The following is a 14,983-nucleotide window of genomic DNA, read 5'->3' on the forward strand; positions in this document are numbered from 1 at the left end:
TGTGACCACTGTGCTGCCCTTGACCAGCGCGCAGACGGGTGTCTGGTTGGCACAGCAGCTGGAGCCCGACAACCCCGTCTACAACGTGGCCTGGTACCTGGAGCTGCGCGGCCCGGTCGACCACGACCGGCTGGAAGCGGCCATCCGGCAGACCCTCGGTGAGACGGGCGCGCTGCACGTCCGCTTCACCGAGGACGGCCAGGTCCCGGTCCCGCCGACCACCGACGTCACGCTGCTGTCGTTCGACTCGCTCGGCGACGCGCGGGCGTGGATGGACGACGATCTGGCGCAGCTGACCGACATCGCGCACGGCCCGCTGTTCCACCACGCGCTGCTGCGCATCGCCGACGACCACGTGATCTGGTACCAGCGCTTCCACCACCTCGCGCTGGACGCCATGGGCCTCCTGCTGATCACCCGGCGCGCGAGCGAGCTCTACGCGGCCCCCGACGAGCCGCGTCCCAAGCCGGTGCAGGCGCTGGTCGACGCCGACCGCGCCTACCGCGAGTCCACCGCGCGCGAGGCGGACCGCGCGTTCTGGCACGCGAAGATGGCCGACCACCCCGAGCCGGTGCGGCTCGTGCCGCGGGCGACCGGGCAGGTGCGCGAGGTCGTCCGCCGCACCGTCGAGCTGCCGAACGCGTTGTCGTCACGGCAGGCCATCGCCGCCGTCGCCGCCTACACCCACCGCGTGACCGGCGCGTCCGACCTGGTGCTGGCCCTGCCGATGACCGGTCGCCGGGACGCGGTCAGCCGCGTCACGCCCGGCATGGCGTCCACCGTGCTGCCGCTGCGCGTCACCGTCCGGCCGGACAGCACCCTCACCGGCCTGGTCGCCGACGTCGACCGCGAGATCCGCGAAGTCCTCCCGCACAGCGTCTACCGCGGCGAGGACCTGGCCCGCGAACTCGGCCTGCGCGACGGCATCCCCGAGCTGGTCGGACCCACCGTGAACTACCTCGGGTTCACCGCGGAGGACGCGTTCGGCGGCCTGGACGCGACGCTCCACATGCTGTCGCTGGGCCCGGTCAACGACCTCACCACGTCGTTCCTGCCACGCGACGGTCGGCTGGTCGTCACGTTCGAGGCGAACGCCGCCGTGTGCACGCCCGGGGAACTGGCCGACCACCAGCGCCGGTTCCTGCGCGTGCTCGACGCCGACCCGGACCAGCCGGTGGCGTTGATCGACCTCGTGGACGACGACGAGCGGGCGGTCCTGCTGGAGTTCGGCACGTCACCGCGCGAGGTGGACGAGGTGACGTGGCCGGGTGCGTTCGAGCGCCAGGCCGCGCTGCGCCCGGACGCCGTGGCGGTGGTGTGCGAGGACGAGTCGCTGACCTACGCCGAGCTGAACGCCGCCGCGAACCGGCTGGCGCGGGCGCTCATCGCGTCCGGTGTGGGTGCCGAGGACGTCGTCGGCGTGGCCCTGCCGCGGTCGGTGGAGCTGGTCGTGACGCTGCTCGCGGTGATGAAGGCGGGCGCGGCCTACCTGCCGCTGGACCTCGACCACCCGCGTGACCGGGTCGACTACATGGTCGCCGACGCGGGCGCCCGGCTGGTGATCACCCCCGGGACCCGGTTCGACCTGCCCGACGACGGTTCCGACCTGGGCCTGGACATCGCGCTGGACCAGGCCGCGTACGTGATCTACACGTCCGGTTCGACCGGGCGGCCCAAGGGTGTCGTGGTGACGCACGAGGGCATCGGCAGCCTGATCGCCACGGCGCTGGACCGGATCGGGATCACACCGGACAGCCGCGTCGTGCAGTTCGCGTCGGTCGGGTTCGACGTGGCCGTGTGGGACCTGTGCATGTCGCTGGGCGTCGGCGGGCGTGCGGTCGTCGTGCCGTCGCACCGGCGGGTCGCGGGTGAGGAGCTGACCTCCTACATCGCCGCGCACCAGGCCACGCACATGATCCTGCCGCCGTCGCTGGTGGCCGCGCTGCCGCCGGAGTGCGAGCTGCCCGAGGGCGCGGTGCTGATCGTGGGCACGGAGACCGTGCCGACCGAGCTGATCGCCCGGTGGGCCCGGCGGTTGCGCGTCGTCGCCGCGTACGGCCTGACCGAGGCGACGGTGAACTCGACCTTGTGGCCCGCCCAGCCGGACTGGACGGGGCCGGTGCCGATCGGCGTGCCCGACCCGAACACCCGCTGCTACGTCCTCGACTCGGCGTTGCGGCCGGTGCCGGTGGGCGTCGAGGGTGAGCTGTACGTCGGTGGGCGCGGGCTCGCGCGCGGGTACCAGGGGCAGTCGGCGTTGACGGCGTCGCGGTTCGTCGCCGACCCGTTCGGCGCGCCTGGTTCGCGCATGTACCGCACGGGCGACCGGGCGCGGTGGCGTGCCGACGGGAACATCGACTTCCTGGGCCGGTCCGACGGCCAGGTGAAGATCCGGGGGTTCCGGATCGAGCCGGGCGAGGTCGAGAGCGTGCTCATGGCGCACTCCGGCATCGCGCAGGCCGCCGTGCTGGTGCGGGAGGACCACCGGCGGGTGAAGCGGCTCGTCGCGTACGTGGTCGGGTCGGCTTCGCCCGTGGACGCGCGGGAGCACGTCGCCGCCGTGCTGCCGGAGTACATGGTGCCGTCCGTCGTGGTGCCGCTGGCCGGGCCGTTGCCGTTGACGCCGAACGGCAAGCTGGACCGGGCGGCGCTGCCGGAGCCGGACTGGACCGCGCTGGGTGGCGACGCGCCGGCCACGAACCCGGTCGAGCAGGCGTTGGTGGACCTGGTGTCGGAGGTGCTGGGGCTGACGCCCGGTATCCACGACAACTTCTTCGAGCTGAGCGGCGACAGCATCGTCACGATGCAGCTGGTGTCGCGGGCCCGTGCGGCGGGTCTGGAGTTCACGCCGCGCGAGGTGTTCGAGCACCGGACCGTGGCGGGGCTGGCTCGGATCGCCCGCGCGGTCGGTGCCTCCGACGTCGAGCTGGACGCGTTCTCGTCGGACGTGCTGCCGGTGTCGCCGTTGCAGGAAGGCTTCTTCTTCCACGCGCAGTACGACGCGGACGACTCCTACGTGGTGCAGGAAGTGCTGAGCCTGGACGTCGACCGCGAGGCGGTGCAGGGACTGCTGGACCGGCACCCGTTGCTGCGCGCGGGTTTCCGCCAGACCGACCGCGGGCGCGTGGAGCAGGTGATCGCGGAGGCGCTGACCCTGCCGTGGCACGAGTACCCGGCCACGGACGACATCGAGGCCGTGCTCGCCGCCGAACGCGCCGAACCGTTCGACCTGGCCCACCCACCCTTGATGCGCGCCGCCCGCCACGCCGACCGCTTGGTGCTGACCCTGCACCACATCCTGCTGGACGGCTGGTCGGTCGGCCTGCTGCGGCGCGAGTTGGTGGGCGGCCGGGTGGAGCCGGTGGACCACCGGCGCTACTTCGCGTGGCTGGCGAGCCGCGACCGTGACGCGGCCCGAACCGCCTGGCGCGCCGTCCTGTCCGATGTGGACGAGCCGACCAAGCTCTCCCGCTTGTCCACAACCCGACCCGCCACAACCGAAATTGTCGGTGCCGGCCGGCAGAATCAAAGCAGGGGTCCCCTGGGAGGGGACGCCCGCGAAGCAGCGCCGTTGGCGGGGTTCGAGGTTTCGCCGCGGCACGGGCAGCACAGGGTGCGGTTGTCCGCGGAAGCCAGTGCGGCACTGGTCGGTGAGGCGCGCAGGCGTGGGCTCACGCTCAGCACCGTCCTGCACGGTGCCTGGGGGCTGTTGCTCGGCGGCCTCACCGGGCGGGCCGATGTCGTCTACGGCACCACCGTGGCGGGTCGCCCGGCCGAAGTGCCCGGTATCGAGAACGCGGTCGGCCTGTTCATCAACACGGTCCCCGTCCGGCAGCGCTGGCGGGGCGCGGACAGCCTGGCGACGGTCTTCCAGCACCTCCAGAGCGAACAAGCGCGCCTGCTGGACCACCAGTACCTCGGGTTGGCCGAGATCCAGCGCGTCACCGGGCACGGCGAGCTGTTCGACACCCTGGTCGTGGTCGAGAACTTCCCCGACGTGGTCGACGACGTCGAGATCCGCGACCAGGTCCACTACCCCCTCGCCCTCGTCGCGCTGCCCGGCGACCGCATCGAACTGCGCCTCAAGCACCGCCTCGCCGACGCCGAAGTCCCCGCGATCGCCGAACGGCTCGTCCGCCTGCTCTCCGCGTTCGCCACCACCCCCGACCGACCGGTCGCGAGCCTCGACCTCGTCTCCGACACCGAAGTCCGGTGGCTCGCCGAGCTGAACGCGACCGGAGCCGACGTCGAAGAAGGCACGCTCGTCAGCCGGATCGCCGCCCGGACCGCCCGCACCCCGGACTCCACCGCGGTCGTCTACGACGACGTCACCCTCACCTACGCCGAACTCGACCGCCGCGCCACCGCCCTCGCGCACAAGCTGCGCGGCCACGAGGTCGTCGCCGTCGCGGTCCCGAGGTCCGCCGAACTGATGGTCGCCCTGCTCGGCGTCCTCAAAGCCGGTGCCGCCTACCTGCCGCTGGACCTCGACTACCCGGCCGACCGCATCGACTTCATGCTGGCCGACTCCGGCGCCACCACCGTGGTCCGGCCCGAGGACTGCCTCGACACCGAAGCCCCCGAAGGCGACCTGCCCGCCCCGCACCCGGACCAGCCCGCCTACCTCATCTACACCTCCGGCTCGACCGGCCGCCCCAAGGGCGTCGTCGTCACGCACCGCGCGATCGTCAACCGCCTGGCGTGGATGCAGCACGAGTACCGCCTCACCGCCGACGACCGCGTGCTCCAGAAGACCCCGTCCAGCTTCGACGTCTCGGTCTGGGAGTTCTTCTGGGCGCTGTGCGAGGGCGCGGCCGTGGTGCTCGCCAAGCCGGACGGCCACCGCGACCCGGCCTACCTCGCCGACCTGATCCGCCGCGAACGCGTCACCACCCTGCACTTCGTGCCGTCGATGCTGGCCGCCTTCCCGACCGTCCCCGAAGTGCACGAGGACGCGTCGTGGTCGGCGAGCCTGCGCCGCGTGTTCAGCAGCGGCGAGGCGTTGACCGGTGACGTGGCCGCGCGGTGGCGCGAGCTGACCGGCGTGCCGCTGCACAACCTCTACGGCCCCACCGAGGCCGCCGTCGACGTCACCTACTTCGAGTACGACGGCGCACCGGACCCGGCCGTGCCGATCGGCCGCCCCGTCTGGAACACGCAGCTCCACGTGCTCGACCCGTTCCTGCGGCCCGTCCCGACCGACGTGCCCGGCGAGCTGTACCTGGCGGGCGTCCAGCTCGCCCTCGGCTACCACGGCCGGCCCGCGCTGACGGCCGAACGCTTCGTCGCCAACCCGTTCGGCGCACCCGGCGAACGCATGTACCGCACGGGCGACCTGGTGGTCCGCCGCCCCGACGGGGTGCTCGTCTACCTCGGCCGCACCGACCGCCAGGTCAAGGTGCGCGGCAACCGGGTCGAGCTGGGCGAGGTCGAGTCCGCGCTGGCCAAGCTGCCCGGCGTGGCCCGAGCCGCGGTGATCGCGCGGGACAACCAGCTGCTGGCCTACGTCACACCGGCCGACGTCGACCTCGACGCCGTGCGCGCCGGGATCGCCGAAGCCCTGCCCGCCGCGATGGTCCCGCACGCGATCGTGGCCCTGGCGGACTTCCCGCTCACCCCCAGCGGCAAGCTCGACCAGAACGCGCTGCCGTCACCGACGGTCACCAGGACCGGGAGCCGAGCGCCGGCCACCGACCGGGAACGCCTGCTGTGCGAGGTGTTCGCCGACGTCCTCGGCCTGGACGGGCTCGGCGTGGACGACGACTTCTTCACCCTCGGCGGCGACAGCATCACGTCCATCGCGGTCTCCACCCGGGCCCGCAAGCTCGGCATCGGGATCAGCCCCCGTGACGTGTTCGAACACCGCACGGTCGCCGCCCTCGCCGCCGTGGAGACCACGGCGGGCACCGCCGACGACGCACCCCTGCTCGTGCTGACCGACGACCAACGCGCGGCCCTGCCCGACGCGGAGGACGTGTGGCCGCTCTCGCCGTTGCAGGAAGGCCTGTACTTCCACGCCAGCTACGACACCGGCGCGCTCGACGTCTACCTCTCCCAGGAGACGATGGACTTCGCGGGACGGCTGGACGTCGACCGGCTGCGCCGCGCCGGTGCCGCACTGCTGGACCGCAACCCGAGCCTGCGCGCCGGGTTCACCAGCGACGGCGTGCCGTCACCGGTGCAGTTCATCGCGCCCGGCCTGGAGATCCCGCTGCGCGTGGTCGACGCCGAGGACGCCGACGTGCCGGCGCTGCTGGCCGCCGACCGGCGCGAGCGGTTCGACCTGGCCGCGCCGCCGCTGTGCCGGTTCCTGGTGCTGCGGCTGCCCGCCGGCCGCGACCGGCTCGTCATCACCCACCACCTGATCCTGTGGGACGGCTGGTCGGCGTGGCTGTTCCTGGAGCAGCTGCTGGAGCTGTACCGGGACCTCGACGCCGAACTGCCGCCGCCCGGCTCCTACCGCGACTACCTGGCGTGGCTGGCCCGGCAGGACCACGACGCCGCACTGCGCGCGTGGCGCACGGCGTTGTCCGGCCTGCGCGAGCCGACCCTGGTCGCGCCCGTGGACCGGTCCCGCGAGCCCGTCATCCCGGCCGAGTTCCACCAGGAGCTGACCGAGGAGCTGACCGACCGCATCCGGGCGCGGGCCCGGCAGCACGGCCTGACCGCCAACGCCGTGTTCAACACCGCGTGGGCGATGGTGCTGGCGAGCCAGGTCGGCCGCGACGACGTCGTGTTCGGCACCGCCGTCGCGGGCCGCCCGGTCGAGGTCGACGGTGTCGAGCACGTCATCGGCATGTTCCTCAACACCATCCCGACCCGCGTCGCGATCAACCCCCGCGAGACCGTGCTGGAACTGCTGCGGCGCGTCCAGGCCGAGCGGACCGCGCTCATGTCCTACGAGCACGTCGGCCTGGGCGAGATCCAGCAGGAGGCCGGGCACCGCCAGCTGTTCGACACGCTGTTCGTGCTGCGCACCGGTGACGGCGACGACCGCCAAGACGAGTTGGCGTCCCGGCACGGCGTGCTCGACGTGTCCAACGTGGACGGGACGCACTTCCCGCTGACGCTCATCATCACGCCCGGCACCCGCACGCGCGTCACCCTGGCGTCCCGGCCGGACATCTTCGCCGCCGAGGCGGTGCAGGCGCTGCTCACCCGGTACACGACCGTGCTGGAACGCCTGGTCGACACCCCGGACGCGCTGGTCGGCACGCTCGACGTGCTGCCCGACCACGAACGGCGCGCGGTGGCCGCCGAGTGGGACGCCAGCGCCAACCCGATGGTCTCCGAGACGATCGCCGACCTGCTCGCCGCCCAGGCCCGCCGCTCACCGGACGCCACCGCGCTCGTGTTCGGCGACCAGCGGCTCACCTACGCCGAGCTGCAGGGCCGGATCGACGCGCTGGCCCGGCTGCTGATCGGCCGGGGCGCGGGGCCGGAACGGGTGGTCGCGCTGGCGTTGCCGCGCACGATCGAGATGGTGGTGGCGCTGTTCGCGGTGCTGCGCACCGGCGCCGCCTACCTGCCGCTGGACCTCGACCACCCGGCCGACCGGCTGCTGCTGATGATCGAGGACACCGAGCCGCTGTGCGTGCTGTCCACCACGGTGGTCGGGCTGGTGCCGGACGCCTTGTGCGTGGACGAACTCGACTTCAGCGGCGTGCCGGACACCGTCGAGTGGCCGAGGTTCTCGCTGGACCACCCGGCGTACGTGATCTACACGTCCGGCTCGACCGGCCGCCCGAAGGGCGTCGTCACGCCGTACCGCGGCCTGACGAACATGCAGCTCAACCACCAGGAGGCGATCTTCGCGCCCGCCATCGCGGCGGCCGGAGGACGTCGGCTGCGGATCGCGCACACCGTGTCGTTCGCGTTCGACATGTCGTGGGAAGAGCTGTTGTGGCTGGTCGAGGGCCACGAGGTGCACGTGTGCGACGAGGAGCTGCGGCGGGACGCGGCGGCCCTGGTCGCGTACTGCGACGAGCACCTGATCGACGTGGTCAACGTGACCCCGACGTACGCGCAGCTGCTGATCGAAGAGGGGCTGCTGGAAGGTCACGTCCCCGCGCTGGTGCTGCTCGGCGGCGAGGCCGTGCCGGAATCGGTGTGGCAGCGGCTGCGCGAGACGCCCGGCACGTACGGCTACAACCTGTACGGGCCGACCGAGTACACGATCAACACGCTCGGCGCGTCCACGGAGGACAGTGCGACGGCGACCGTGGGCAAGGCGATCTGGAACACGCGGGCGTACGTGCTGGACGCGCACCTGCGGCCGGTGCCGCCCGGCTCGCCCGGTGAGCTGTACATCGCCGGTGTCGGCCTGGCCCGGGGCTACCACGACCGGTTCGGCCTGACCGCCGAGCGGTTCGTCGCCGACCCGTACGGCCCGCCCGGCACCCGCATGTACCGCACGGGTGACCTCGTGCGCGCACGCCGGGACGGCAACCTGGACTTCCTCGGCCGCACCGATGACCAGGTCAAGATCCGCGGCTACCGGGTCGAGCTGGGCGAGGTCGAATCCGCGCTGGCCGCGCAGCCCGGCGTGACGCACGCGGCGGTGGTCGTGGACGCCGGTCCCGGTGGCGTGAAGCGGCTCGTTGGTTATGTGGTTTCTTCGGTGGAAACCGCAACCTTGCGAGAAAATCTGAAGCGCAGCCTTCCGGATTACATGGTCCCGGCCGCGATCATGCCGGTGGACGCGTTGCCGCTCACCGTGAACGGCAAGCTCGACGTCCGGGCACTGCCGAAGCCGGTGGTCACGGGCGGGGCGTCCGCGCGCGCCGCGGGCAACCGCGCGGAGGAAGTGCTGTGCGGGCTGTTCGCCGACGTGCTGGGCGTGCCGTCGGTCGGCGTGGACGACAACTTCTTCGACCTCGGCGGCCACTCCCTGCTCGCCACGCGGTTGATCAGCCGGGCCCGGTCGGCGCTGGGCGTGGAGCTCGCGATCCGCGACCTGTTCGACACGCCCACGGTCGCCGAACTGGCCCGGCGCGCCGGCGGTGGAGCGGTCCGACCGCCGCTGGTGCCCGTCGAACGGCCCGCCGAGCTGCCGCTGTCGTCGGCGCAGCAGCGGCTGTGGCTGATCCAGCAGCTGGAAGGCACGTCCGCCGCCTACAACTTCCCGCTGGTGTTCACGCTGCACGGCGCGCTGGACGTGGCCGCGTTCACCTCCGCCGTCGGTGACGTGGTCGACCGGCACGAGGCAGCGCGGACGGTGTTCGGCGAGCACGAGGGCACGCCGTTCCAGCGCGTGCTGCACGACGTCACACCGGTCGTGGTCGTGCGTGAGGCGGGGGAGGAGGACGTCCCCGGCATCGTGCGCGACGAGGTCGAGCGGCCGTTCGACCTGCGCACCGAGCTGCCGTTGCGGGTGACCGTCGCGTCCCTGAACCCTGAAAAGCACCTGATCGTCATCCTGCTGCACCACATCACCACCGACGAGTGGTCCGACCGGCCGTTCCTGCGCGACCTGGCGACGGCCTACCGGGCGCGGCGGTCCGGTGAAGCGCCGCGGTGGGCGCCGTTGCCCGTGCAGTACGCGGACTACACGGTGTGGCAGCGGGACGTGCTGGACGTCGTCGGCGAGGAGCAGCTGGACTTCTGGGCGCGGGCGCTGGCCGGTGCGCCGGAGGAACTGGAGCTCCCGGTGGACCGGCCGCGCCCGGGACGGCCGACGTTCCGCGGTGCCGACCTGGAAGTGGTGTTCCCGGCGGAGCTGACCGACGGTCTGCGGACGCTGGCGCAGTCGTCCGGCGCGTCGATGTTCATGGTGTTGCAGGCCGCGGTGGCGGCGCTGCTCGGCCGGTTGGGCGCGGGCGACGACATCCCGCTGGGCGCGCCGATCGCGGGGCGCACCGACGAGGCGTTGGACGAGCTGGTCGGCTTCTTCGTCAACACGCTCGTGCTGCGCGCCGACCTGTCCGGTGACCCGTGCTTCACCGAGCTGGTGGCGCGGGTGAAGGAGACGTCGCTGGCCGCGTTCTCGCACCAGGACGTGCCGTTCGAGGCCGTGGTGGACCGGATCAACCCGACCCGTTCGGCGGCGCGCAACCCGTTGTTCCAGGTCATGGTCGGCTACCACAGCCGCGGTGGAGACGCGGGCGAGTTCGACGGGCTGCCGGTGACGTGGGTCGGCCACGAGACCACGACGGCGAAGTTCGACCTGGTGTTCAGCTTCACCGAGGTGGTCGACGGTCCGGTGGTGTGCCGGCTGGAGTACGCGACGGACCTGTTCGACCGGGTGACCGTCGAACGCCTCGGCGCCCGGCTGGTCACGCTGGTCGGCGCCGTGCTGGCCGAGCCGACCGCGCCGGTGAGCGCGGTGGACCTGCTCGCGCCCGACGAGCGCCGGCGCGTGGTGGACGAGTTCAACCGGACCGCGCGGGAGGTGCCGGAGGAGACGTTCACGACGATGTTCGCCCGGTGCGTGGCGGAGCAGCCGAACGCCGTCGCCGTGGTCGACCGCACCCGTTCGGTCGGCTACGCCTGGCTGGACGCCCGGTCCAACCGGATCGCCCGGCTCCTCGCCGCACGCGGCGTCGGCCACGAGTCGGTCGTGGGCATCGCGGTGCCCAAGTCGGCGGACATGGTCGCCACCGTGCTGGGCGTGCTCAAGCTCGGTGCCGCCTACCTGCCGCTGGACCTCTCGCACCCGGCCGACCGGATCGCGTACATGATCGAGGACTCGGCGGCGTCGGTCGTCGTGACCACGTCCGACGCGCCGGTGCCCGTGCCCGCGGTGCTGCTGGACGCCCCGGAGGTGGTCGCGGAACTGGCCGCGGTGGACGACTCGGCCGTGACCGGCGGACCGCTGTCGCTGGACTCGGCGATGTACGTGATCTACACGTCCGGGTCGACCGGTCGGCCCAAGGGGGTGGTGGTGCCGCACGAGGGCATCGCGAGCCTCGCCGCGACCGCGATCGACCGGATGGGGCTGACGGCCGAGAGCCGGGTGCTGCAGTTCACGTCCGTCGGCTTCGACGTGGCGGTGTTCGAGCTGACCATGGCGCTGTGCGTCGGCGGGCGGCTGGTGTTCGCGCCGGACGAGGTGCGGGTCGCCGGCCCCGAGTTGACCGACTTCCTGCGCGACCGGCGGATCACGCACATGATCCTGCCGCCGTCGCTGGTGTCCGCGCTGCCCGCCGACTGCGAGCTGCCCGAGGGCTCCACCATCCTGGTCGGCACGGAGACCGTGCCGCCGGACGTGATCGGCCGCTGGGCCGGTCGCCTCAACCTGCTCGCCGCGTACGGCCTCACCGAGGCCACGGTGAACTCCACGCTGTGGAAGGCCGTGCCGGAGTGGGACTCGGCCGTGCCGATCGGCATCCCCGACCCCAACACCACCGTGTACGTGCTGGACGACCGGCTGCGCCCGGTGCCGCCCGGTGTGGTCGGCGAGCTGTACGTGTCCGGTCGCGGCCTGGCCCGCGGGTACCTCGGGCAGGCCGCGCTGACCGCGTCTCGTTTCGTCGCGTCGCCGTTCGGGCCGCCGGGAGCCCGCATGTACCGCACGGGTGACCGGGCGCGCTGGCGTGCCGACGGCAACCTGGACTTCCTCGGGCGCGTCGACACCCAGGTCAAGATCCGGGGCTTCCGGATCGAGCTGGGCGAGATCGAAGCCGCCCTGGCCCGGCACCCGGCCGTGGCGCAGGCGGCCGTGCTCGCCGACCGCACGGGTGACGTGACCAGGCTCGTCGGGTACGTGGTCGGCTCGACGGAGGACGACCTGCGGGCGTTCGTCGCCGAACGGCTGCCCGAGTACATGGTCCCGGCCACGGTGCTCTTCCTGGACGGCCCGCTGCCGCTCACCCCGAACGGCAAGCTCGACCGCCGTGCCCTGCCGCGGCCCGACTGGACCGCGCTGACCGGCGACGACCGGCCCGTGACGCCGGAGCAGAAGGCGATCGCGGAGCTGTTCGCCGAAATCCTTGGTGTGTCGCCGGGCATCCACGACAACTTCTTCGGCCTGGGTGGCCACTCGATGGCGTCCATGCGGCTGGTCGGCAAGGTCCGGTCGGTGTTCGGGGTCGACATCGCGTTGCGCGACGTGTTCGACTCGCCGACCGTCGCCGGGCTGGCCGGTCGGCTGAGCGGCGCCACCTCGGCCCGGCCGCGGCTGCGCCGGTTCGACCGGCCGGTGGACCTGCCGTTGGCGCCCGTGCAGCGCGGTCCGGCCGGGTGGGACCACGCGCTGGCGTTGCGCGCTCGCGACCCGTTCGACGTGCCCGCTCTCGTCGCCGCCTACGCCGACGTCGCGGACCGGCACGAACCGCTGCGCACCGCGCTGGACGGCGACCGGCAGCGTGCTGTGCCCGTGCCGCCGCTGGAGGTCGCGCAGGTGCCGTCGTTGGACGAGGCGTTGCCCGCGTTCGCGGCCGCGCCGGTGGAGCCCAGCCACCCGCCGGTGCGCGCCCGGCTGGTCGTGGACGCGTCCGGCGCGCAGGCGCTGCTGGTGACCATGAGCTACCTGGCGGTGGACGAGTGGTCGGTCGTGCCGCTGTTCCGCGACCTCCAGCACGCCTATGCGGCACGGCGGGCCGGTGACGCTCCACTGTGGACCGAACTGCCGGTGACCTACGCCGACTACACGTTGTGGTCGCTGGAAGTCGTGGAATCGGTGGGGGAGGAGCAGCACGCGTTCTGGCGCGACACGCTGCGCGACCTGCCCGTGCTGGAGTTGCCCTACCGGGGCGAACGGCGTCCGGGGCGTCACCCGGCCGAGGTGATCCCGTTCACGCTGCCCGCCCCGCTGCACGCGGCGATCGACCGACTGGCCGCCCGCACCGGCACCAGCATGTTCATGGCGGTGCAGGCCGCCGTCGCCGCCGCGTTGACCCCGTACGGCACGGACCTGCCGATCGGGACGATGGTGGCCGGTCGGACCGAGGAGGCGCTGGCCGACCTGGTCGGCTGCTTCTTCAACCGCGTCGTGCTGCGGACCGACACCGCCGGCGACCCCAGCTACACCGAGCTGCTGGCCCGCGTCCGCGCCACCGACCTGGCCGCGTTCGAGCACGCGGACGTCCCGGTGCCCGCCGAACCGCAGGTCATGATCGTCCACCACGAGAAGGCGGTCCTGTCGACCCTGGAAGGCGGCACGGGCACGCTCGAAGCCGTCCCCACCGGCACCACACCGGCCGAGCTGACCGTCAGCTTCTACGAATCGCAGGACGACGGCCCCGTGCCGTGCTTCCTCGTCTACGCGACCGACCTGTTCACCCCGCCCACCGCCCACCACCTGGCCGACCGCGTGCTGCACCACCTGCACCACGCGACGACCGACCCCGACCGGAGGATCGAGCCATGACCAACCCGTTCGAAGACCCCGAAGGCCGTTTCCACGTCCTGGTCAACGACGAGGGCCAGCACTCGCTGTGGCCGTCGTTCGCCGACATCCCGGCCGGCTGGACGTCCACCTTCGGCCCCGACACCCGTGACGCGTGCGTCGCCTACGTGGAGGAGCACTGGACCGACCTGCGTCCGCTGAGCCTGCGCTGACCACTCACCGCTCCAGCAGGGTGCACAGCAGCCGACGGGCGTCGTCGCGGAACACCTCGCTCCACCGGGCGAGGTTCCGCGCGGCGCGCACCCTGACGTGCTGGGGCAGGCGTTCGTCGAACGCCACCTCACGTACCGCGATCACGGCGGGTTCGCGCTGCTCGCGGTGGTTGGCGACGAGCGCTTCGGCGCTGCGCAGCCGTGCCACCGGTGGGAGGCCGCGATCGCGCGTCATCGCGCGCAGCGGGTTCGTGGCCTCCAGCGGTGCGATGGCGGCGACCGCCTCCACCGCGAGCAGCCGGTGCAGCGGGTTCTCCGTGGCGCACAGCTCGCGGAGGATCGCCAGCGCCTCCGGCCGCCTGCTGGGTGCCGCCTGCGAGAGGATGCCGGCCGCGCGGACCCGGCACGTCGACGGCAGTGCGTCGTCCACGGCCATCCCGTGGGCGATCTCGGCGGAGTGGGCGCGACCAGGTGCGCCGAACCGGGCGAGGTCCGCCGCCGCCGCGCACCGCAACGCCGGCCGTTGCGCGGTGTCGGCCGCGATCGCCCGCAACCACGCGGCTCCCTTGGCGCGGTCCTCCGGGCGGTAGTCGACCAACATCCTGGCCGCGAGCCACCGGATGGTGGACGACGTGCGCTCGTCGTCGCGCACGGCTCGGATGCCGTCCAACCCTTGGACGTTCCGGAGCCGGAACAACGCATCGATCCGCCGCCACGACGGCGTCCGCTCGTCGGACGCGATCCGACGCAGGAAGTCCAGCACTTCGGCCGGTGGAACCTGCAAGAGATCCTTGATCAGCCCCACGGCCCGGACCCTGGCGCGCAGGGGTTCTGCCTCGTCCCCGACAACACCGAGGGCACTGGCCACCACTTCACGTCGGTGCGGCGTGCCGCAGGTGGCCAGCGCGCGCCAGGCGCGGAACCGGGTGGCGCGCTTCGAAGCCAACTCGGTCAGTGCGTCGACCGCTTCCCGCCCCACCTGGGGTGATGCACCGGCCAACGCGACTGCCGCCGCGACCCGCTCGGTGGGAGTCGACTCGACCGCGGTCAACACCTCACGCGATTCCTTGACCATCACATCGGTCAGTGAGGGACTCGTGTGACGCGTGAGGCGGACTGCGGGCGGTGTCGTGCGATCCGTGACGAGTTCCTCGAAGAGGGCATCTCTGGTCCGGTCCGCGACCCGCTCGAGGGCATTTCGCCGGATGGTCGTAGGTGCGCTCGGATGGTGGACGACCGCGAGGTTGAGCTTGTCGATCTCGCCTTGGCGTAGGGCGTTCAGCTCGCCGAGCCGCTTGACCAGCCCAACCTGCTCCTCCAACGTGACCATTGAGTGGATGAGCATCCGCTTCAAGGTCGCAACACAGCTCGCCCAGTGGGACCGATCGAGCTGGGCCAGGTTGCGGGCGGCTCGGCCACGTTCGTCGACAGAGGCGTCCTTGTCGCTCACCGCCGACTCGAGGTAGACGATGGCCTCTGTTGG

General features: G+C 72.5%; 3 protein-coding genes. 2 read left to right on the top strand and 1 reads right to left on the bottom strand.

What is annotated here, in order from left to right; all coding sequences use genetic code 11:
• Position 1 precedes the first annotated feature (1 nt).
• A complete protein-coding gene (locus A6A25_RS39070) occupies positions 2–13,309 on the top strand; it encodes a non-ribosomal peptide synthetase (RefSeq protein WP_198933023.1) in 13,308 nt (4,435 codons plus the stop codon).
• The gene (locus A6A25_RS39075) at positions 13,306–13,500 is read left to right on the top strand and encodes an MbtH family protein (RefSeq protein ID WP_073899154.1); all 195 of its coding nucleotides are present in this window, start codon (positions 13,306–13,308) and stop codon (positions 13,498–13,500) included. The genes A6A25_RS39070 and A6A25_RS39075 overlap by 4 nt, the downstream gene beginning before the upstream one ends.
• 4 nt (positions 13,501–13,504) lie before the next feature.
• Here the strand turns inward: A6A25_RS39075 and A6A25_RS39080 are convergent, their stop codons facing one another.
• The gene (locus A6A25_RS39080) at positions 13,505–14,845 is read right to left on the bottom strand and encodes a hypothetical protein (RefSeq protein ID WP_143193703.1); all 1,341 of its coding nucleotides are present in this window, start codon (positions 14,843–14,845) and stop codon (positions 13,505–13,507) included.
• Between the last annotated feature and the right edge of the window lie 138 nt (positions 14,846–14,983).

The sequence above is a fragment of the Saccharothrix sp. CB00851 genome, from assembly GCF_001905065.1.
GTDB lineage: Bacteria > Actinomycetota > Actinomycetes > Mycobacteriales > Pseudonocardiaceae > Actinosynnema.

Excerpts from the sequence above, each read along its gene's own strand:
- A6A25_RS39075 (WP_073899154.1), top strand. The coding sequence starts at position 13,306 with ATGACCAACCCGTTCGAAGACCCCGAAGGCCGTTTCCACGTCCTGGTC.
- A6A25_RS39080 (WP_143193703.1), bottom strand. The coding sequence starts at position 14,845 with ATGCTCATCCACTCAATGGTCACGTTGGAGGAGCAGGTTGGGCTGGTC.